Source organism: Thalassotalea sp. LPB0316, assembly GCF_014898095.1.
In the GTDB taxonomy this organism is placed as follows: domain Bacteria; phylum Pseudomonadota; class Gammaproteobacteria; order Enterobacterales; family Alteromonadaceae; genus Thalassotalea_G.
The window spans coordinates 884,377-903,568 of record NZ_CP062946.1 but is presented as its reverse complement, the minus strand read 5'-3'; the positions used below and the strand labels follow the sequence as shown (position 1 = coordinate 903,568).

At 41.8% G+C, this 19,192-nt stretch carries 24 protein-coding genes; 8 read left to right on the top strand and 16 right to left on the bottom strand.

Annotation, left to right across the window (positions count from 1 at the left end; translation table 11 throughout):
- Position 1: 1 nt before the first annotated feature.
- The 4 genes from glpG to LP316_RS04010 form a co-directional block, all read right to left on the bottom strand.
- The gene (gene glpG / locus LP316_RS04025) at positions 2-868 is read right to left on the bottom strand and encodes a rhomboid family intramembrane serine protease GlpG (RefSeq protein ID WP_193022797.1); all 867 of its coding nucleotides are present in this window, start codon (positions 866-868) and stop codon (positions 2-4) included.
- Positions 868-1,203, bottom strand: a complete 336-nt coding sequence (gene glpE, locus LP316_RS04020) for a thiosulfate sulfurtransferase GlpE (protein ID WP_226960797.1) — start codon at positions 1,201-1,203, stop codon at positions 868-870. Before glpE ends, glpG begins: the two co-directional genes overlap by 1 nt.
- Before the next feature lie 96 nt (positions 1,204-1,299).
- A complete protein-coding gene (gene tdh / locus LP316_RS04015; protein ID WP_193022796.1) occupies positions 1,300-2,334 on the bottom strand; it encodes an L-threonine 3-dehydrogenase in 1,035 nt (344 codons plus the stop codon).
- Between the two features lie 69 nt (positions 2,335-2,403).
- Entirely contained in the window at positions 2,404-3,600 is a 1,197-nt protein-coding gene (locus LP316_RS04010; protein ID WP_193022795.1) for a glycine C-acetyltransferase, read from the bottom strand.
- Between the two features lie 268 nt (positions 3,601-3,868).
- Between LP316_RS04010 and waaA the strand changes: the two genes are divergently transcribed.
- Positions 3,869-5,167: a lipid IV(A) 3-deoxy-D-manno-octulosonic acid transferase gene (gene waaA / locus LP316_RS04005; protein WP_319020970.1), complete on the top strand. Its 1,299-nt coding sequence runs from the start codon at positions 3,869-3,871 to the stop codon at positions 5,165-5,167.
- An 88-nt stretch (positions 5,168-5,255) separates the two neighbouring features.
- Here waaA and LP316_RS04000 read toward each other — a convergent pair whose 3' ends face one another.
- Entirely contained in the window at positions 5,256-5,507 is a 252-nt protein-coding gene (locus tag LP316_RS04000; protein ID WP_193022793.1) for a YdcH family protein, read from the bottom strand.
- Positions 5,508-5,685: 178 nt separating this feature from the next.
- Between LP316_RS04000 and LP316_RS03995 the strand changes: the two genes are divergently transcribed.
- Positions 5,686-6,429: a 3-deoxy-D-manno-octulosonic acid kinase gene (locus tag LP316_RS03995; RefSeq protein WP_193022792.1), complete on the top strand. Its 744-nt coding sequence runs from the start codon at positions 5,686-5,688 to the stop codon at positions 6,427-6,429.
- On the opposite strand, the gene LP316_RS03990 is transcribed toward LP316_RS03995, so the two are convergent.
- Positions 6,426-7,082, bottom strand: a complete 657-nt coding sequence (locus LP316_RS03990; protein ID WP_193022791.1) for a TetR/AcrR family transcriptional regulator — start codon at positions 7,080-7,082, stop codon at positions 6,426-6,428. The two genes, LP316_RS03995 and LP316_RS03990, sit on opposite strands and share 4 nt — an antisense overlap.
- A 512-nt stretch (positions 7,083-7,594) precedes the next feature.
- Between LP316_RS03990 and LP316_RS03985 the strand changes: the two genes are divergently transcribed.
- Positions 7,595-7,996 carry a nuclear transport factor 2 family protein gene (locus LP316_RS03985; RefSeq protein WP_193022790.1) on the top strand — a complete coding sequence of 134 codons (402 nt, stop codon included), beginning with the start codon at positions 7,595-7,597 and terminating at the stop codon, positions 7,994-7,996.
- Between the two features lie 86 nt (positions 7,997-8,082).
- Positions 8,083-8,565 (top strand): pantetheine-phosphate adenylyltransferase, encoded by a 483-nt coding sequence (gene coaD / locus LP316_RS03980; protein ID WP_193022789.1) that lies wholly within the window; start codon positions 8,083-8,085, stop codon positions 8,563-8,565.
- An 85-nt stretch (positions 8,566-8,650) separates the two neighbouring features.
- Here coaD and mutM read toward each other — a convergent pair whose 3' ends face one another.
- The 8 genes from mutM to radC all read right to left on the bottom strand — a co-directional run bounded on the left by mutM (position 8,651) and on the right by radC (position 12,875).
- The gene (gene mutM, locus LP316_RS03975; RefSeq protein WP_193022788.1) at positions 8,651-9,466 is read right to left on the bottom strand and encodes a bifunctional DNA-formamidopyrimidine glycosylase/DNA-(apurinic or apyrimidinic site) lyase; all 816 of its coding nucleotides are present in this window, start codon (positions 9,464-9,466) and stop codon (positions 8,651-8,653) included.
- Positions 9,445-9,972: a hypothetical protein gene (locus LP316_RS03970; RefSeq protein WP_193022787.1), complete on the bottom strand. Its 528-nt coding sequence runs from the start codon at positions 9,970-9,972 to the stop codon at positions 9,445-9,447. The genes mutM and LP316_RS03970 overlap by 22 nt, the downstream gene beginning before the upstream one ends.
- A 110-nt stretch (positions 9,973-10,082) precedes the next feature.
- The gene (rpmG, locus tag LP316_RS03965) at positions 10,083-10,238 is read right to left on the bottom strand and encodes a 50S ribosomal protein L33 (protein WP_033078277.1); all 156 of its coding nucleotides are present in this window, start codon (positions 10,236-10,238) and stop codon (positions 10,083-10,085) included.
- Between the two features lie 9 nt (positions 10,239-10,247).
- Positions 10,248-10,484, bottom strand: a complete 237-nt coding sequence (gene rpmB / locus LP316_RS03960; RefSeq protein ID WP_189769050.1) for a 50S ribosomal protein L28 — start codon at positions 10,482-10,484, stop codon at positions 10,248-10,250.
- A gap of 247 nt (positions 10,485-10,731) precedes the next feature.
- Complete coding sequence (locus LP316_RS03955) at positions 10,732-11,079, bottom strand: replication protein RepA (RefSeq protein ID WP_193022786.1); 348 nt, start codon at positions 11,077-11,079, stop codon at positions 10,732-10,734.
- On the bottom strand, positions 11,066-11,734 hold the full coding sequence (locus LP316_RS03950; protein ID WP_193022785.1) for an AAA family ATPase: 669 nt from the start codon (positions 11,732-11,734) through the stop codon (positions 11,066-11,068). Before LP316_RS03950 ends, LP316_RS03955 begins: the two co-directional genes overlap by 14 nt.
- A 43-nt stretch (positions 11,735-11,777) precedes the next feature.
- The gene (locus tag LP316_RS03945; RefSeq protein ID WP_193022784.1) at positions 11,778-12,077 is read right to left on the bottom strand and encodes a PilZ domain-containing protein; all 300 of its coding nucleotides are present in this window, start codon (positions 12,075-12,077) and stop codon (positions 11,778-11,780) included.
- 120 nt (positions 12,078-12,197) lie between these two features.
- Positions 12,198-12,875, bottom strand: a complete 678-nt coding sequence (gene radC, locus LP316_RS03940) for a RadC family protein (protein ID WP_193022783.1) — start codon at positions 12,873-12,875, stop codon at positions 12,198-12,200.
- Between the two features lie 97 nt (positions 12,876-12,972).
- Between radC and coaBC the strand changes: the two genes are divergently transcribed.
- From coaBC to LP316_RS03920, 4 genes are all read left to right on the top strand, one after another.
- On the top strand, positions 12,973-14,175 hold the full coding sequence (gene coaBC, locus LP316_RS03935; RefSeq protein WP_193022782.1) for a bifunctional phosphopantothenoylcysteine decarboxylase/phosphopantothenate--cysteine ligase CoaBC: 1,203 nt from the start codon (positions 12,973-12,975) through the stop codon (positions 14,173-14,175).
- Between the two features lie 104 nt (positions 14,176-14,279).
- Entirely contained in the window at positions 14,280-14,864 is a 585-nt protein-coding gene (slmA, locus tag LP316_RS03930; RefSeq protein WP_193022781.1) for a nucleoid occlusion factor SlmA, read from the top strand.
- A 69-nt stretch (positions 14,865-14,933) separates the two neighbouring features.
- The gene (locus LP316_RS03925; protein ID WP_193022780.1) at positions 14,934-16,397 is read left to right on the top strand and encodes an aminoacyl-histidine dipeptidase; all 1,464 of its coding nucleotides are present in this window, start codon (positions 14,934-14,936) and stop codon (positions 16,395-16,397) included.
- Positions 16,398-16,414: 17 nt separating this feature from the next.
- The gene (locus tag LP316_RS03920) at positions 16,415-17,368 is read left to right on the top strand and encodes a sulfotransferase family protein (RefSeq protein ID WP_193022779.1); all 954 of its coding nucleotides are present in this window, start codon (positions 16,415-16,417) and stop codon (positions 17,366-17,368) included.
- Between the two features lie 56 nt (positions 17,369-17,424).
- Here LP316_RS03920 and LP316_RS03915 read toward each other — a convergent pair whose 3' ends face one another.
- Both LP316_RS03915 and LP316_RS03910 read right to left on the bottom strand, forming a co-directional pair.
- Positions 17,425-17,973, bottom strand: coding sequence for a PEP-CTERM sorting domain-containing protein (locus LP316_RS03915; protein ID WP_193022778.1), 549 nt, complete (start codon positions 17,971-17,973; stop codon positions 17,425-17,427).
- Between the two features lie 237 nt (positions 17,974-18,210).
- On the bottom strand, positions 18,211-19,143 hold the full coding sequence (locus LP316_RS03910) for a hypothetical protein (RefSeq protein ID WP_193022777.1): 933 nt from the start codon (positions 19,141-19,143) through the stop codon (positions 18,211-18,213).
- Positions 19,144-19,192: the final 49 nt, after the last annotated feature.

Sequence of the window (19,192 nt, the reverse complement as noted above, 5' to 3'; positions counted from 1 at the left end):
GTTAAGACTGCCTTTTTTTATGCCAGTTCACATACAACAAAGCCAAGACACAACCACTAATTAAACCGGTTAGATGTGCGGTGTTGGCAACATTTACTGGCAATAAGTCAACAAATCCTAACACTAACCAAACCAACAACATACCTATCACTGGCTTTGATAATTGCAGACCTTTTTCGGGCATTAAATATCCCATAAACCAAACATAGCCAACAACGGCATAAACAACACCAGACAAGCCACCAAAATTGGGCCCAGATACAAGAAACTGACTAACATTCGACACCACTGCACTGATGATAAAAATCAGCAGTAAATGTTGCACGCCCTGCTCCTTTTCAATCGCGCCACCTAGTTGCCACCACCACATGGTGTTAAAGGCGATATGTAACAGGGAGAAGTGAAACAGCGCAGGCGTTATTAAACGGTGTGGTTGGATAATAACTTCAGACCAAGAAAAGTCACTGTAGAACTTCAAGCTATTAAACATGTCCATGGCAAAGCCAAACACACTCAAACCGTAAACAGCCCAGCAAGCAATAAACACGGTTAATGTCGTTGGCCCAGCATGAGCGAGGAAATTATTTTTAAACACCGTTAATAAGTTATCTTGATTATCATCGAGCTCGGTCACTTGACCTTGATGCCAAGCGGCCTTTTGATAACGTTTGTCGTAGGGGTTTTGAATAAAAACCTCGAACAGCTCTCGCGCCTGACCAATGGCGTCAGGTTGGCAACAAATGACATAACCTGCCTCAGATGAGATAACTTCAGCGCGAATCTCTTGTGCTTTTAAATAATCACAGAAAATCAGCGCTATATTTTGTTGGTTAACCTCAACAAGTGGCGTTAAGCCGTGATCAGACATTAGCGCTCTACTTTTTCTGGATGGGTGGTTTGCCACATTTCAAAGCCGCCGTCGAGCGAGTAAACATCACTAAAATCTTGGCTGGCAAGAAACTGAGCAGCCTGTTGGCTCGAAATACCGTGATAACAACAAACAACGGTTGGCGCATCTAAGTCGGCTACTCGGATAAAATCACCTAAGTTGTCATTCGTTAAGTGCTGAGCGCCTAAAATACGGCCATTGGCAAAGGCATTGGCATCGCGAATATCAACAATAACTAGCGCTTCGTTAGCCAAGCGTTCGTTTAGTTGGTTTGCACTCATATGATTAAAACTATCAACAGAATTTGTTGACATAACTCACCTTCTCATTCAATTTATATTTTCTTGTCAAAAAAGGGAGCCATGCCCCCTTTTTATTCATCATACTATAGCAATCGCTAAAATGATTGCTTAGCTGTTTTTTGTCCAATCGAGAATCACTTTACCCGATTGACCAGAACGCATGACATCAAAGCCTTGTTGGAAATCATCAATATCGTAGTGGTGCGTGATAATCGGCGATAAGTCTAAACCAGATTGGATCAAGCTTGCCATTTTGTACCAAGTTTCGAACATTTCTCGACCGTAAATACCTTTGATCGTCAACCCTTTGAAAATGACTTTACTCCAGTCAATGGCCATATCGCTACCAGGAATACCTAGCATGGCAATTTTACCACCGTGGTTCATGTTTTCTAACATATCCGTAAACGCCATTGGCACGCCTGACATTTCAAGACCAACATCAAAGCCTTCTGTCATACCTAATTGAGCCATCACGTCGCTGAGTTTTTCTTTACTGACATCAACCGCGCGTGTTGCGCCCATCTTTCGAGCAAGTTCAAGGCGATACTCATTAACATCGGTAATGACGACATGGCGAGCACCAACGTGTTTTGCTACTGCGGCAGCCATAATACCAATCGGACCAGCGCCAGTGATCAACACATCTTCACCGACTAAATCGAACGATAATGCGGTATGAACTGCATTGCCAAACGGGTCAAAAATCGCGGCTAAATCATCTGAGATTTCATCAGGTAATTTAAAAGCGTTAAACGCAGGGATCACTAAGTATTCAGCAAATGAACCTTCGCGGTCCACGCCTACACCAACAGTGTTGCGACATAAATGGGTGCGACCACCGCGACAGTTACGACAGTGGCCACAGGTAATATGGCCTTCACCCGAAACGCGATCGCCAACACTAAAGCCTTTCACTTCTTGGCCCATATCAACAACCACACCCGCGTATTCATGGCCAACAACCATAGGGACGGGAATCGTTTTTTGCGACCATTCGTCCCAGTTGTAGATATGAATATCGGTACCACAAATTGCGGTTTTATTAATCTTTATTAATAAGTCATTGTGCCCCATTTCCGGCTTGGGTGAGTCAGTCATCCAAATGCCTTCTTTGGCGTGCAACTTAGCTAATGATTTCATGTCATTAATCTCAAATATTTAACGATTTAAATTGCTAGTAAATACGTACCTACTAGCTTTGTCTTATGCCTAAGCAATAACAGCCATTTCTTTGCCAATACGCACAAAAGCTTCAATCGCTTTATCTAGCTGTGCTTTAGTGTGAGCAGCTGAAATTTGCGTGCGAATTCGCGCCTGTCCTTTCGGTACGACAGGGAAAGAGAAACCAATCACGTAAATACCTTCGGCCAATAAGCGATTTGCCATTTCACTGGCAACCTTGGCATCGCCTAGCATAACCGGCACAATGGCGTGGTCGGCACCGGCACAAGTAAAGCCAGCCGCTTCCATGTTTTCTCTGAAGTATTTGGCGTTATCTTTTAGTGTTTTTCTCAGCTCATCACCTTCGGCTAACAAGTCTAAAACACGAATCGATGCACTCACAATCGCTGGTGCTAATGAGTTTGAAAATAAATACGGACGAGAGCGCTGACGCAGCCACTCAACGATTTCTTTTTTCGCAGAGGTATAGCCGCCAGAAGCACCGCCCATAGCTTTGCCAAGCGTGCCGGTAATAATGTCAACGCGCCCCATAACATCACAATATTCGTGACTGCCACGACCTTGTTCGCCGACAAAACCAACCGCGTGTGAATCATCAACCATGACTAATGCATTGTACTTATCGGCTAAATCACAAATACCTTTTAGGTTGGCAATAACGCCGTCCATCGAAAACACGCCATCAGTAGCAATCAGTTTATAGCGTGCACCGGCTTCATCAGCAGCTTTTAAGCAGGCTTCAAGCTCGGTTAAATCGTTGTTTGCATAGCGAAAGCGTTTAGCTTTACACAAACGTACACCATCGATAATAGATGCGTGATTTAAGGCGTCACTGATAATGGCATCTTCTGGTCCTAATAAGGTTTCAAATAAACCAGCGTTAGCATCGAAACAAGACGAATATAAAATGGTGTCTTCCATGCCGAGGAAGTCACTTAATTTTTGCTCTAAGGTTTTGTGAATGTCTTGCGTACCACAAATAAAACGCACAGATGCCATACCAAAACCGTGGTCGTCTAAGCCTGCTTTTGCCGCTTCAATCAATGACGGGTGATTTGCTAATCCTAAGTAGTTGTTAGCACAAAAGTTAATCACCTGTTCGCCAGACGCAACGGCTATTGCCGCCTGTTGAGCAGTGGTTATAACGCGTTCGTCTTTGTACAAACCTTCTTCTTTTACTTGGTCAATTTGCTGTTGCAAATACTGATAAAAATTCGATGACATAACCGCCTCGTTGTAAATAATTTGTGATAATAGCCACCCAACCGCATTTTATTATGCGAACTAGGCATCATTTTTAGCGAATTTTACGCGATAACCAAATAAAAAGCACATGCTTATCTGTTAGTTTTATCAATAAAACTGTTCGATTTGTTCATCATTTTTGCCAATTAAAGCAATGATAGCAGAGGCTTGGACATTTTCACGCTTGTTGAGCGATATCAGACTTCGTTATACTGCTTGATATCAACAATCATCCAATGAGTCGTTTTTGAAATACTTCTTCGCTTTGCTTTGCTATCGCCTGCTGATGTTACTTTTAACACCAGTACTTTTGCTCGCTTTAATTATTCGCTCAACACGTCAAACAGCCTATCGCCATCGACTTATTGAGCGCTTAGGTATTCTACCCAAAGGTTTAGCAAAAGGTGGCCTTATTATTCACGCCTCGAGTGTTGGCGAGGTATTAGCACTAAAAGCTTTGGTACAAAAGTTATTGCTGACTCACCCCGAAACACCGATCACCTTCACGACATTTACACCAACGGGCTCAGAGCAGGTCAAAAAATTATTTGGCGATCGGGTACAACACGTTTACTTACCTATCGATAACCCATTGTCGAGCTATGTTTTTCTCAAAACCCTCGCGCCTAAAAGCTTAGTCGTCATGGAAACAGAACTCTGGCCGAATTTGATACAGCAAGCGCGCCATCAAGGTATCCATTTACAATTAATCAATGGTCGGTTATCGAATAATTCAATGAAAAGCTATCGCAAGCTAACTTGGTTGATCACACCGTGCTTACAGAATTTCGATGATATTCTGTGCCAGAGTATTGATAACCAAGAAAACTTTCTTGCCTTAGGGGCCCCAACTAACATCACGCAGGTATCGGGCAATCTCAAATACGATATTGTCCTATCAGAGGATGTCATAGAAAAGCAGCAGCAGCTTGATCAATTAATTACAACCAAACGACCTGTTTGGCTGGTTGCCAGCACTCACCCAGGTGACGAAAAAATTGTTTTAGGCGCATTGAGCGAAATCTTAAAAACACAACCTGATTTGCTGTTGATATTAGTCCCAAGACACCCTGAGCGTTTTGAAGAAATCGCGACACTATGCCAAGCGCAATTTAACACCGTAAGGCGCAGCACAGCAGCGTCGGTTCTAGCCGACCATCAAGTATGGCTACTTGATAGTTTAGGTGAATTAATGGCGGCATTTAAGCTTGCCGATGTTGTTACTATGGGTGGCAGCTTTAGCCAAGTAGGTGGTCACAACCCATTAGAGCCAGCTTTTTATCACAAGCCGATTATTGTTGGCCCCAATATGTCAAATTTCAAACAAGTGATGACTAACATGCTCAATGGCGGGGCAATTATCCAATTAACTGAAGGTATCGCACCAGTGAATTATCAAACTCAATTGAGTGAGCAGGTTTGTTATTTACTTGCCAACCCCGAGCGTAGCCAAGCACTTGGTGACAACGCTCGTAAGGTCGTCAACCAAAATCAAGGAGCATTAGTGACAACCCACCAAAAAATAAGCCAACACCTAGTAAACTAAGTATTGGCCAATGGTCTTTGTTATTGTTATTAGTTGCTTATAGCTATAACTGCCGGCTTACTTTACCAGTAAGCCCTTAGAGAGAAACTTACGCTTGTTCTTGTTGCTTTTTCAGCATAACAAATAGGTTGTCTTTTAAATTAAGACGCTTGAGCTTGCGTTCTTCTAGATACTGATCTGTGGTGTTTTCAACACCTTCTTCAATGCGGATCACTTCTTTGTTTACTTCATGGTACTCTTTAAATAGTCTTGCAAAGTGAGCATCATTCATTTTTAAGTCGTGGATCTCATCATGAAACTCTGGAAACTCGTGGTGTAGATCGTGCTTTTCAATAGACATCTTGTTTACCCTTAATGTTATCTTTGTTGCCTTCATAGTACCTACCAAAGCAGAATCTTCATTGATCTAGCGCAAGCAAATACTGATACCAAGTGAAAAAATGGTTTAATTCCAATTGACCTAGCAGATGGGAAAAACCACAATAGGCGCAGATATAAAATAGAGAAGCTATTACCCTGTGAATCCCAATGCAATTGAAAAGTCAGGTCAGATAAAAGTTGTTAAAAGCTCAAAATGTTACTTAGCATTTGATGAGTCCAAATTGGCAGAAGCTGATATGGCAATTTTTTCACCCCAATTCTGGCTGAGTAAAAATGCCATTAGTGGCACTGCTCAAGGGCGTGGCACCACTTACTTTGTTGAACACAATCAGCAGCAATGGGTATTAAAGCATTACTATCGCGGTGGTTTAATTGGCAAGCTCATCAAAGATAAATACGTATTCTTAGGCATCGAACACACCCGAGCTAAGCGCGAGTTCGAACTCTTGGTGTACATGAAAGCACATGGTTTACCCTGCCCGGCACCTATTGCTATCGGTATTAGAAAATATGGCCTGTGTTACAGCGCGGATCTCATCACCGAGCGAATTAAAAATGCCAACGATGTCGTCAGCATATTAGCAAATCGCCCGCTAACTGAAAATCAGTGGCAAGCCATAGGCAGCACTATCAAATCCTTTCATCAATTAGGGGTTTATCACGACGATTTAAACTGCCATAACATTTTACTCGACCAAGGTGATAAAGTTTGGCTTATCGACTTTGATCGCGGTGAACAACGCAAATGCAATGAGACATGGCAGCGCGCGAATCTTGATCGCTTGTTGCGCTCCTTCAGAAAAGAAAAAACTCGCCTAAGCGAGTTTTATTGGCAAGAGTCTGATTGGCAACACTTATTAGCAGGTTACCAAAGCACTTAAGCAACCGTTTGCATCTCTTGGTGACGCTTGAGGTATAAGTCACGCGCTTTAATAAATTCAGGTAATGCTGCCGGTGTCGTGTACGGGCGAATTAAAGCAAAGATTTTTAATACACCTTCAATAAACACTGACGAATCAATATTTGGATGTAAGTTTTGTGTTTGGTAAAAACTCAACCAGAACGTGTTAACAATCCGCAACACACTGACTAAATCAGGCAACTCTTCATCTTCAAACGAAATCATGTTTACGTCGCGTAATGAAATGAGTAAATCGCTCACTTGCGTGCGAATAAGCTCCTGAACTTCAACATACTTTTCTCGCAAACTTGGGTTTTTATCGAGTAAAACGGGTAAGTTTGCATAAAAGAAACGGAATCTCGACATCGCTTGAAACACCGTATCCATGTAATTGATGATGGCATCAAGTGGCTCAATATCTGGTGAAGCTATTGGGAAGGTATCAAGTAATAATTTTCTTGCATATTCTTCGTAAATCGAAAGAATAATGTCTTCTTTATTTCGAAAGTGATAATAAAGATTACCCGGGCTAATACCTAAATGAGCAGCTATATGGTTAGTGGTAACGTTTCGCTCTCCATGCTCATTAAATAAATCAATACTGGCTTGAATTATTTTATCCCGCGTTTTCATAATAATTATTTACTCTTACAGCCTCGAATTTTTCTATCATACTATCAATTATTAACAAAACGGAAGTATTTTCGAGCAAATACTTTAAGTTCAAATATTCAACAATCAATACAAATACCTAACAAATACCAATTGGACTAAATATTTGACCGACTCAGAGCTGCGTCAGGGAAGTTAGAATAAAAGAAATTTATGCAGATGTAGCATTCTCCATCAAGTAAATTTGTGAAATTATCACTTTTCTGACGAGCTCCCAAGGGCGAGTTTAAAAGGCTTTTATGCTTCGTTACTGATTTTGATAAGGGAATAACCATTATCGGCAATCAAAGCCTTGCCTAAAAGCCTTTTAAATCTCGCTGAGTGATCAAATATTTAATTCACTTGGTATATCTATCAGCAACTTACTATCACAATTAACATTTTGTCTCCCAACAATTAAACTTGACATATGTCAGATACGGTGAATAACTATAACAACTCATGTGAAAATTTAATAAAACGGAATAATTATCATGATTGAACAATGGCATCAGGTAGTAACATCAAGAGATTTAACTGGATTGGCTGATTTACTAGCCGATAATGTTGTGCTGCATTCTCCAGTTATTCACCGGAAAATTGAAGGTAAGCAAATGGTACAAATGTATTTGACCGCTGCATTTCACACGTTTTTAAACGAAACCTTTGAATATATTACCGAAGCACATGAAAGGCGCGAGGGCGGTGAGAAAGTTGTTTTAGAATTCACCACACAAATTACTGGTATTTTTGTTAATGGTATCGATATGATCACTTTTAACGAGGCGGGAAAAATTGTCGAATTCAAAGTGATGGTTAGGCCATTTAAAGCGCTTAACTTGATTAACGAACAGATGATGGCAATGCTTGAAAAACTTGGCATGAAGTTCAGCTAACCAACAAACGCTTGTCTAAAGCACTATGAAAATACCTAACTGGCATTTACAATAAAGCTAAATAAATCAATAAGCGGCGACTAAAAATGCCAGTAAAAGCTATCTATCCAGGCACCTTTGATCCTGTTACCAATGGCCACTGCGACCTGATAACTCGCGGTAGTAAACTATTCGACGAAATCATTGTCGGCGTAGCGGCGAGCCCAAGCAAGCAGCCGTTATTCTCTCTTGAACAACGGGTCGAGTTTATCGAACAAATCACCAAAGATTTACCTAACGTCACCGTGGTTGGCTTTAGTGGTCTATTGGTGGACTTTGCCAAATTTCATCAAGCTAATGTACTACTGCGTGGCTTAAGAGCGGTTTCTGATTTTGAATACGAGTTTCAACTCGCGAATATGAACCGCCGATTAAGTCCAGATCTAGAAAGTGTATTTTTAACGCCTGCCGAAGAAAACTCATTCATTTCGTCAAGCTTAGTGAAAGAAGTTGCACTACACAAAGGCGACGTCAGTCAATTTGTTGATCCCATCGTAGAAAAAGCGATTGTTAGTGCGTTAAAGCGATAACGCCTTATCGCCTTATCGCCTTATCGCCTTATCGCCTTATCGCCTTATCGCCTTATCGCCTTATCGCCTTATCGCCTTTAAGATTTTATTTTTTCTGGCATTTTTTGCAGTAAACTGTCGCTCGGTTGGATTGCCTGATTTCACTGAGCTCAGTTTCACATACTAAGCAAGGTTGGCCACCCCGACCATAAACATTTAACGATTGAGCAAAGTACCCCGGCTTACCATCGGCTTGGGTGAAGTCTTTTAGCGTCGTGCCACCTTGCGAAATAGCTGATTCAAGCACGGCTTTGATGGTATCAACCAAAATAGCGATACGACGCTTAGAGATATTACCGGCAAGCGCAGTTGGCAAGATACCAGCGAGAAACAGTGCTTCATTAGCATAGATATTACCAACACCTACGACCACAGGATTACTCATTAAAAAATTTTTGATATTCGTTTTTCGTCCTTTGGCACAAGCAAATAAATAATCAGCATTAAACGCGTCGGTTAAAGGTTCAGGGCCTAGCTTTGCCAACACGCCATCAATATCTTGATGATCGGGTAACCACAACACCGCGCCAAAACGTCGTGGATCATTAAGTCGTAAAATATTGCCGTTAACAAAGGCTAAATCAAAGTGGTCGTGTTTAACCACTTCAATATCTTTATTAACCACGCGAATTGTTCCAGACATACCTAAATGGATCAGCAAAGTACCATGGTCAAAAACCAACATTAGGTATTTACTGCGCCTTTGAACATCTCGCAAAATTTGATTTTTAACCGTTAATACGGCTTCGGGAATTGGCCAACGCAATTGCCAATAACGCACAACCACCTCGTCGACCTTTTGCCCGATAATATGTGGCGAAATGCCGAGCTTACAAACTTCTACTTCAGGTAATTCAGGCATTTATTCACCCCTTGTGGTGCTATTACTTGCGGTGGCAAGAGTTGTTGATAACGCTGTGACTGGGTTACATACCACAGTTCTTCACCACTTGGTGCTTGCTTAAAAATCAATAACCCATTGGCCGTTTGTTTCAACATGAAATAGTGTAAATCACTATCGCCGGCTAGGAGTGCAGAAACAATCACCGCATTAGACTGATCAAAATCCGCCGGTTTATCAACCATTTGAACCTCAAGGTTGTGCCAACTCATCATCATTTGGTCTAGTGGCTGCCCCGTAAGGACATTAGGTAATGTCCGCCATGTTTGACCGATGCGCTCAACGGACACCCATTGATTTATCGTCAAGGTTAAAATCACTTGATGATCAGCGATTAACTGACTAACCTCAGCCGCAGGTGCGCTTTCATCTTGTGAGTTTTTTTGTGTTAGGTTGATCAGCAAAATAAACGCCATCACAGAGTAAATAATAACGTTATTCCAACCGGCTCGGGATAATCTAATCATTTGACCTTCTATATACCAATCTGATTCACTCGGTATTAATGGCTCAATAATACTGAATTTTGGTCATAAAAAAACCCAGCAATTGCCGGGTTTTTTATGCTAACAATCAATTACTTGATTTTAGCTTCCTTGTAGATCACGTGCTTACGTGCTTTAGGATCAAACTTTTTGATTTCCATTTTCTCTGGCATCGTCTTTTTATTCTTGTCAGTAGTATAAAAATGACCTGTACCAGCAGAAGATACTAAACGAATTTTATCACGCATGATGGTTCCTTAGATCTTTTCGCCACGAGCACGGATATCAGCTAATACTGCATCGATGCCTTTCTTGTCGATAATACGCATACCTTTAGGAGTAAGGCGTAATTTTACGAAACGGTTTTCACTCTCAACCCAAAAACGGTGAGATTGAAGGTTTGGTAAGAAACGACGACGAGTCGCGTTTCTTGCGTGAGAACGGTTGTTCCCTACGACTGGTTTTTTGCCAGTAACTTGACAAACTCTAGACATATGTCACTCCAAAATTAATTTCAGCTCGAGTTATTTTTCACCCATGGCCGTCGCCGCAGGATCCCGAAAAAGGTGGCATATTATAGGGAAAGTTCGAAGGTAATGCTAGTTTTTATAACATTTTCATACAGGTATATTAATAAACCACTAAAATACAACGAGTTAGAACAATAACTCACGTACTTAACTGTATAAAACAAGACCTTAAACTGATAAAAATTTGTTCATTACGATGTTTATTTCCCCACTATTGATCTGCTTTTTTATCAATAATCGATAATAACCTCTGTTTTAGCGCTTCATCAGGATCACTACCCAAGAGAATCCTAAGAATGTGCGATTTAGCCAAATCAGTTTCATCGGCTAATAATTGCAAGGTGTCAATTGCCTGCTGATTTAAAGTAAACGTTGCGTGTTTATAGTTTTTTTTAGCGACTTTTTCTTGGTTAACTGTCGATTGTGATGGCCGTGCACTAACAACCTTAGGTTTTCCTTTTGCGTAGTTAACAGCATCGTTAATAAATGCATCAACCGACACTTTTTTCCTTTTCTGCTTTTTCCCCGTGTTAACTTTTTTTAAATCAGTTAAACTCATGGGAATTACCTGGCTTCATAGCTAATACTTCTTCTGCTATAGCAATTATTTCAAGCGCCGCTTTGCCCTCGGGTTCAACCTCAATAACAGACGAACCTAACTCTTCACTGTCATCGTAGACATTTCGATTAAAAGTCACTGCATTCAATACATTGATGCCGTAGGATCGGCAAACATCTTTTGCTTCAAGTATTCGATTAGCTTGGTTTGGTAATGACGGGCATTGGGTGATAACAAATGATGCGTTGAGTTTTGGATTGACCATTTTACAAGTACTCAACATATCCTCCATATGAGGAACAGTTTTTAGATCTCGACGCTTAGGTCTAAGGGGAATCAACACATGATCAGCAACTGACATTGACGCACGCAAAGCTAAGTTGTCTTGCCCTCCGCAGTCAACAATTACGTAATCGTAATGTTGTACTAGGCTCAGCAGATCATTCCTGATTTTTCCGTAAAGCTGAATACAATTAATCGCTGGTAAGCTCGGGTCTGCATTTCGTGCGTGGATCCAATCTGAAGTGGTTCGTTGAGGATCACAATCGACCATCAGCACGATCGCCTTTTTGTGCTTCGCGAAGTACACAGCTAAGTTCTGTGCTAAACAACTTTTACCACTGCCGCCTTTTTCTCCACCAACTAAAATCATCATTGTTAAAAAACCCCTATGTTGTACATCTTTACCTATCAGGTCATTAATCTTGGAATAGCATCGCTATGCTGTATTGATCGTCGCGATCAATCACACACCTAATAACGCGAGCTTTTAATGTATGTTGCTTCGACGTATCAGGCATTAACGTGACATCTACCGGCGTATAAAGCGCTATTTTTTTATCACTACTGACTTTTATCCCCTTACGCGAGAAATCAACACAAACAAATTTTTCAGAGCATCCATTGTTGCCCTCTAGCCACTCTAAAAGAACAACCTCCCCTTCCATATCTAATCGTATATGTCGGCGACGTTCACTCATCTGTTCTTCATCACTCATTTTTACTCCTTAAGCGCTGAAATTCATCGCGATGCTTTATATAAAAACTAGTGTGATATTGAATGAAGTGCAAGCATTGTTCAATCTTTATACCAAGTGAATTAGATTTTTGATTTGATATTACAACTTGCCATGCTCAGCAAAAGAGTAACTTCGGCACCCCGCGACGATAATATGATCAAGTACAGTCACGTCAATTAAACTAAGCGCATGTTTTATTCGCTCGGTAATTTGTAAATCCGCCCGACTTGGACTTGCTAAACCACTCGGGTGGTTGTGACACAAGATTACCGCTGCACCGTGAAGCCCAAGCACTTTTTCCACTAATACTCTGGGGTATACCGCCGCCGCATCAATCGTGCCAAAAAACATTTTTTCAAAGGCGATAATTTGGTGTTGATTATCAAGCACTAGCATAGCGAAAACTTCGTGCTTTTCAGCGCGTAGTTGAGCAATCAAATAGTCTTTGGTTTGTTGGCTAGAGGTCAAAGCGTCACTGGTAAACAAATCTTCGGCGAGATATCGCTTAGTCATTTCCAAGCACGCTTGCAGCTGCACATATTTTGCTTGGCCTAAGCCATTAGCTTGGCAAAACTGCTGCTCTGTCGCCTGATAGATCCCTGAAATACTGCCAAAGGTTTTGATCAGCTGCCGAGCAAGATCAACCACGTGGTTACCTTTAGTTCCAGTGCGTAAAAATATCGCTAACAACTCTGCATCTGATAGCGCATGTGCGCCAAGTTGTAATAGTTTTTCTCTGGGGCGCTCATTTTGCGGCCATTGTGATATCCGTTCCATTTTGCTTTTATCCTTCCTAGACGTAGCGTTGAATAATTAACTATTTAGCGAAATTGGTATAAGCTATCGCTTTATTCGAGATTAAGATTAGCAGGTTATGACAATTTTACAGGGCAAAAAAATTCTTTTAGGTGTATCAGGGGGTATTGCGGCGTACAAAACGCCCGAGCTGGTTCGTCGTTTAAAAGATCAAGGCGCTGATGTCCGTGTTGTTGTAACTCAAAGTGCTAAAGAGTTTGTCTCACCGTTAAGTTTACAGGCCGTTTCAGGCAATGATGTTTCTGAGAGCTTGCTCGATAGACAAGCTGAACTTGCTATGGGACACATTGAGCTCGCTAAGTGGGCCGACTTTATTTTAGTTGCGCCGGCAACGGCCAACACAATAGCGAAAATTACTCATGGCATTGCCGATGATTTATTGACTACAGTTTGTTTAGCAAGCGCTGCGCCTATTGCTATCGCACCCGCGATGAACCAACAAATGTGGCATGCTAAAGCGACTCAAGAAAATCTGATTGTTTTGCGCAATCGGCAGTACCTAATATTTGGCCCCGGTAGTGGCGATCAAGCTTGTGGTGATGTGGGTTTGGGGCGTATGCTTGATGTGCCTGAATTAATTGATGCCTGTGTTGAACAATTCCAGGATGCAGAACTATCAGCGGCTGGCCAACACTGGGTAATTACCGCAGGCCCAACGCGCGAGCCAATTGATCCAGTGCGCTATATCAGTAATCATTCATCGGGGAAAATGGGCTATGCGCTTGCTCAGGCAGCACGTCGTATTGGCGCTAAAGTGACTATTATCAGTGGCCCAGTGAATTTAGCAACACCGTTAGGTTGCGATCGAATTGACGTTGAAAGCGCGTTAGAAATGCACCGAGCAGCGATTGCTCAAGCGCCACAGGCAGATGTGTTTATTGCTTGTGCCGCGGTAGCCGATTACCGTATTGGCCAAGTCGCCGATCAAAAAATCAAAAAGTCTCAAGATGAATTGACGCTAACTTTGGTGAAAAATCCCGATATTGTCGCCGATGTCGCTAAGCTTGAAGACAAACCTTTCGTTGTTGGTTTTGCCGCAGAAACACAAGATGTAGAAGCTTACGCCAAGGGAAAATTGCTTAAAAAAAATCTCGATATGATCGCTGCCAACGATGTTGCAAAGCAAGGACAAGGATTTAATAGTGATCAAAACGCATTACACGTTTTCAGTACCACGGAGAAGTTTGATATTGCATTAGCGAGTAAAGCTCAGGTCGCCCAGCAACTCGTCGAACTTATTATCAAGCAAAATAGTAAATAAGTAGTAAGTAAGCGCACACAAACTAGCGACTTTAGATTGGCAACAAGCAAACTTCACGTTACAATCAAATTTCTTAAAAGCATGAATAATAAGAAAGTCGCATTATGCCTGCAACACAAAAACCAAGTAGAAAACAGCAAATCCTTGAGTGCTTAGCACTGATGTTACAAACCAGTCCAGGTCAACGCATTACCACGGCAAAGCTCGCGGCAGAAGTTGGCGTATCAGAGGCAGCACTCTATCGTCACTTCCCGTCAAAAGCGAGGATGTTTGAAGGGTTAATTGAATTTATCGAAGAGTCAATTTTCTCACGTATTAATTTAATTCTCACCGATCACAAAGAAGCACTTGTTCGTTGTCATCACATTACCCACGTGTTGCTAATTTTTGCTGAGCGTAACCCTGGTATGTGTCGCATTTTAACAGGCGATGCATTAATGGGCGAAAACGAGCGCTTGCGCATACGCGTTCATCAGTTTTTCGAAAAACTAGAATCACAGTACAAGCAAGTATTGCGAGAGCGTAAGCTGCGTGAAGGCAAAGGCTTTACTATCAATGAGCAAGCATTAGCTAATATTTTAGTGTCGTTCTGTGAAGGTAAAATTAGTGCTTATGTGCGTTCAGGTTTTACTAAAAAGCCCAGCGAAGATTTTAACGAGCAATGGCTATTTCTATTAGCCGATAAATAAGAAATATAATGCATAACGAGTTTTGTTACTAAAATAGACTAGGTCGTTATCAGATTTTGAGGAACTTACGTGAGTCAATTATCACAACTTCACCCCAGTACATTGTGGCAATTATTTGAGCAAATTTGCTCAATTCCACACCCATCTAAACACGAACAGCGCATTTCAGCATGGATCCAAAGCTGGGCTAAAGAGCAAGGTTTAAGCGTTAAAGAAGATGCCGTGGGTAACTTGTTTATTAAAAAACCGGCGACAGCTGGCATGGAAAATCGCCGTGGCGTAATTTTACAAGCCCATATGGACATGGTGCCGCAAAAAAATGCAACCACAGAGCACGACTTTCTCACTGATCCTATCCAACCTTATATTGATGGTGAATGGGTAACAGCAAAAGATACAACGTTAGGCGCTGACAACGGTATTGGCTTAGCATCGGCGCTAGCGATTCTCGCTAGTAATGACATTGCCCACGGTCCATTAGAAGTACTCGTGACAATTGATGAAGAAGCAGGTATGACTGGCGCATTCGGCCTCGAGCCTGGCTGGCTTGACGGCGACATTTTGATCAATACTGATTCAGAACAAGAAGGTGAAGTCTACATGGGCTGTGCTGGCGGTATTGATGGCAGTGCAACCTTTGACATCGAAACCATGGCAGTGCCATCGGGCTTTGAATCGTTTAATTTGTCTATTTCTGGCCTTAAAGGTGGTCACTCAGGTGTTGATATTCACACCGGTCGAGCAAACGCCAATAAGCTATTAGTGCGATTTTTACTCGAAGCAACACGTCAATTTAATATCCAGCTAACTGAATTAAACGGCGGCAGCTTGCGCAATGCGATACCGCGTGAAGCGAATGCGAGTTTTGTTGTTGAATCAACTAAGGTCGATGCATTAAAAGCTTATTTAGTCAGCCACCTAGAAACGGTAAAAGCTAGCTTAAAAGCCGTTGAGCCCGATTTAGCGCTATCGCTTATCTCACCGGAAACCTTCGACACCTGCTGGACACTTAATAGCCAATTTGCCGTTTTACGTGCATTAAATGCTTGCACCAACGGGGTCATTCGCATGAGTGACGATATTGAAGGCATTGTTGAAACCTCATCTAACCTCGGTGTGCTCAGAACAAAAGGTAATAAATTTAATGCCTTAGTGTTAATTCGTAGCTTACATGACGATGGCCGTGATGATGCTCAAGGCATGATTCAATCAACATTTGAATTAGCTGGTGCGACTATTGAGTTTAGTGGTGCCTACCCGGGTTGGAAACCAGATACTAGCTCAGCCATTATGCAGGTTGTTCGTGATACGTATCAGACTATTTTCAACAAAATGCCTGACATTATGGTGATCCATGCAGGCCTTGAATGTGGTTTATTTAAAACCGCCTACCCACACTGGGATATGGTGTCGATTGGGCCAACGATCAAATTTCCACATTCACCGGATGAAAAGGTTGAGATTGTAACGGTTGGTCAATATTGGCAACTATTGACAGCTGTATTACAAAACATCCCTGAAAAGTCACAATAAAGACGGAACGCAAGTTTATGGATGAACTCAATATCACGCCAATCTTTATTATGGGAGCCTATCGAAGCGGGACAACCATGCTCGCTTCTCACCTTGCCTCTAGTGAGCACGCCATTGCATTGCCAGAAATGCCGTTCGTGCTCGATATTATTGAAAGTAATGCCAAAACTGATGAAGAGCTAAGCAGCTTATATAATCAGCTAACCCAGCAATTTCATTACCAAGCATCTGGGATGTCGATCACGTTTGATGAATTTGCCCAGCCGTTTAAATCAAACGCTCCTCGGGCAGAGCGTGTTTTTCATATCCTTCGACTGCATTTTGGTTTGTCTCAAGGTGATAAGCGCTTTTGGATTGAGCATACGCCGCACAATAGAGAGCGGGTTGAAAAATATTTAGCCGTATTTCCAAATGCCAAATTTATTCATATTGTCAGAGATCCCCGAGCTGTTTATGCTTCAATGCATAATCTTATCCGTTGGAACAGTCAAGATCCGGTGGCCTTTGCCAAAAAATGGCAGCGAGCGATCACCTATTCACACTTAGCTTGTTGTTCGCAGCCCGATATAACATTTGAGCTAAATTATGAGGAGTATGTAACTGAGCAAGCAACGATATTACCTAAATTGTGCCGATTTATCGGAATACCTTATACCAGAGAAATGAATGCAGGTAACGGTATCAAGTTACCTCAATACACATTGAAACAACACCAGTTAGTTGGTCAAGCACCAGATGCGACAAGAATTCACGCATGGCAACAATCAATCGATAAGAGAGAAGCTGAAATTATCCAATCCGAATGCCAACCTTGGATGAAACATTACGGGATGACGTTGCTGTTAGCGGACCCCAAACCAATAACGCTAAAAGAAACCTTGCGCTATAAATTGAAACAAAGGCTTTATACACCGCTATCAAAGCTCAAGCGCCTTAAAGACAAGCTAATAACTTCTCACACACCACAATAATCAACCGACATAAAAAAACGCCTGATTAAAGGCGTTTTATGTTAATCGATGAAAAACTAAATGCGCTTGCGACGCATCCAAGCGATACCAAAAAGGCCTGCACCTAAAAGTGCAATTGAACCTGGTTCAGGCACAGAAACCGTTGAAGCTATGGTTATTGATTGATTTGCAACTTCTTCATAAGTAAAGCTACTTAAAAACATTTGGTCGCCATCAAGCGTGATCGTTAAAAAGCCATAACACATTGAACAACCTGATACGCCTCTGGTACCTAAGTAATTTTCACCCTGAGAAAGCGTGACTAAAAAATCATCAGTACGCATATTAGCTGTACTATTAACGATACTGCCGATACTTAACACGCCATCGGTTACCATCATAGTATTAGTGTTATCAACTAACATCATACCTGACTGCAAGAAACCTGCGTCCCCCAAGCCTAAATCGTCAGCAGGAATTCCATCTTGATCTAAATCGAAATACTCTGCCATAAAGCCACCAGGCAATAACTGGTTAAAGTCATGGTGAATAATACCTGCGGATGCTTGATTCGCACTGAGAAAGAAAACTAAACCAACAAATAAAGCTAATACTGAGTTTCGCATTGTTTGATACCTCTACTACCGTGCGTATCGTTACGCACTACAACTACACCCTAAGAAGCAAACACTGTACCAACAAGGCTAAACCAATATAAAACAAAGGCTTATAGACAAACAAATAACGTAAAGAGATCTTTGATGTAAAGTAAATCGACACAGAATATCGATTAAACACAACATCTGAATCATTAGCCGTTTATCTGCGTGATTGGCAATTTGCTTCGCATTGTGCGAAAAACACTAATTGACAACCTGCCACGTATTATTCTGTGATAGACACAAGGTCATCTTGTGCTCGACATGCTGCCCCTTCACCGAGTCAACCTCGAGTTGGAGCACTTTGCAGGTCTTACCTTGAAGCTTTTTGTCTTCATCAAGAGAAACCCTGCTAACATTTTTGGTCTCCGGATTGGTTGCCACTAACATTTTGTCATTATTTTGCGATAGAAACTGCTCAATCAGTGTTCTCATCAAGGCTTTATCACTTGGTTGAATCCAGCTCTCACTTTGCTCAAACGGCAGTGTTAGTGCTTTACCGAGCCCTTCAACGACTTTTAAAGGCGCTTTAATAATGCCACTGACAACACCATAAACGGCCTCTTCACCACTAGTTTTTCCAACGGTACCTAATTCAGCAACCATCGCCTCAGCACGGCTCAAAATAGGCGGAATACTCGTACGGGTGGTCTCAATCTCAGTCAAAATAGCGGGAATGTGGTTATTTGTCGCGCCAAGCTCTTGGGTAAAACCATCAACCGTTCGGGTAATAGTAGGTACTTGTCGATTAACATCATCAACTCGAGTTAGCACATCAGGCATTAGCGCTCTAACTTGGGCAACCTCTTCGGTTATTTGCGCAATGCTGACTCGAACGGCGGCAACTTCAGCTAAGACCGAAGGGGTAAGCGTTTCTATCTTTTCAGCCTGAGTTAGCACATCAGGCACCATTAATCTGACCTGTTCAACTTCATGAACAATACTTGGTACTAGCGCTTTTATATCAGCAACCTCGTCAATCAATGGCGTTACCCGCAGCGCGGTTTCATCAACTTGCTCGATTAGCCGTGGCAATGCGTTGTTAACATGGGTTAACGTTACCGTAAAATAAATGATCGCGCCGGCTAAGCAAAAAATACTAAACGCTAGCACATAAGTTGAGATGTGTTTATTCATTTACCCTAGCCTTTTTAAGTGACGTTAGACAGCGCTATAATTTAACCGA

What these genes read in the sequence shown, in the direction of transcription:
- LP316_RS03950 (WP_193022785.1), bottom strand. Translation starts at nt 11,734, where the DNA reads ATGATGATTTTAGTTGGTGGAGAAAAAGGCGGCAGTGGTAAAAGTTGT.
- rpmB (WP_189769050.1), bottom strand. Translation starts at nt 10,484, where the DNA reads ATGTCTAGAGTTTGTCAAGTTACTGGCAAAAAACCAGTCGTAGGGAAC.
- LP316_RS04000 (WP_193022793.1), bottom strand. Translation starts at nt 5,507, where the DNA reads ATGTCTATTGAAAAGCACGATCTACACCACGAGTTTCCAGAGTTTCAT.
- LP316_RS03910 (WP_193022777.1), bottom strand. Translation starts at nt 19,143, where the DNA reads ATGAATAAACACATCTCAACTTATGTGCTAGCGTTTAGTATTTTTTGC.
- rpmG (WP_033078277.1), bottom strand. Translation starts at nt 10,238, where the DNA reads ATGCGTGATAAAATTCGTTTAGTATCTTCTGCTGGTACAGGTCATTTT.
- tdh (WP_193022796.1), bottom strand. Translation starts at nt 2,334, where the DNA reads ATGAAATCATTAGCTAAGTTGCACGCCAAAGAAGGCATTTGGATGACT.
- coaD (WP_193022789.1), top strand. Translation starts at nt 8,083, where the DNA reads ATGCCAGTAAAAGCTATCTATCCAGGCACCTTTGATCCTGTTACCAAT.
- radC (WP_193022783.1), bottom strand. Translation starts at nt 12,875, where the DNA reads ATGGAACGGATATCACAATGGCCGCAAAATGAGCGCCCCAGAGAAAAA.
- LP316_RS03970 (WP_193022787.1), bottom strand. Translation starts at nt 9,972, where the DNA reads ATGATTAGATTATCCCGAGCCGGTTGGAATAACGTTATTATTTACTCT.
- LP316_RS03985 (WP_193022790.1), top strand. Translation starts at nt 7,595, where the DNA reads ATGATTGAACAATGGCATCAGGTAGTAACATCAAGAGATTTAACTGGA.
- coaBC (WP_193022782.1), top strand. Translation starts at nt 12,973, where the DNA reads ATGACAATTTTACAGGGCAAAAAAATTCTTTTAGGTGTATCAGGGGGT.
- LP316_RS03955 (WP_193022786.1), bottom strand. Translation starts at nt 11,079, where the DNA reads ATGAGTTTAACTGATTTAAAAAAAGTTAACACGGGGAAAAAGCAGAAA.
- LP316_RS03915 (WP_193022778.1), bottom strand. Translation starts at nt 17,973, where the DNA reads ATGCGAAACTCAGTATTAGCTTTATTTGTTGGTTTAGTTTTCTTTCTC.
- LP316_RS03920 (WP_193022779.1), top strand. Translation starts at nt 16,415, where the DNA reads ATGGATGAACTCAATATCACGCCAATCTTTATTATGGGAGCCTATCGA.
- LP316_RS03990 (WP_193022791.1), bottom strand. Translation starts at nt 7,082, where the DNA reads ATGAAAACGCGGGATAAAATAATTCAAGCCAGTATTGATTTATTTAAT.
- slmA (WP_193022781.1), top strand. Translation starts at nt 14,280, where the DNA reads ATGCCTGCAACACAAAAACCAAGTAGAAAACAGCAAATCCTTGAGTGC.
- LP316_RS04010 (WP_193022795.1), bottom strand. Translation starts at nt 3,600, where the DNA reads ATGTCATCGAATTTTTATCAGTATTTGCAACAGCAAATTGACCAAGTA.
- glpE (WP_226960797.1), bottom strand. Translation starts at nt 1,203, where the DNA reads ATGTCAACAAATTCTGTTGATAGTTTTAATCATATGAGTGCAAACCAA.
- LP316_RS03945 (WP_193022784.1), bottom strand. Translation starts at nt 12,077, where the DNA reads ATGAGTGATGAAGAACAGATGAGTGAACGTCGCCGACATATACGATTA.
- mutM (WP_193022788.1), bottom strand. Translation starts at nt 9,466, where the DNA reads ATGCCTGAATTACCTGAAGTAGAAGTTTGTAAGCTCGGCATTTCGCCA.
- glpG (WP_193022797.1), bottom strand. Translation starts at nt 868, where the DNA reads ATGTCTGATCACGGCTTAACGCCACTTGTTGAGGTTAACCAACAAAAT.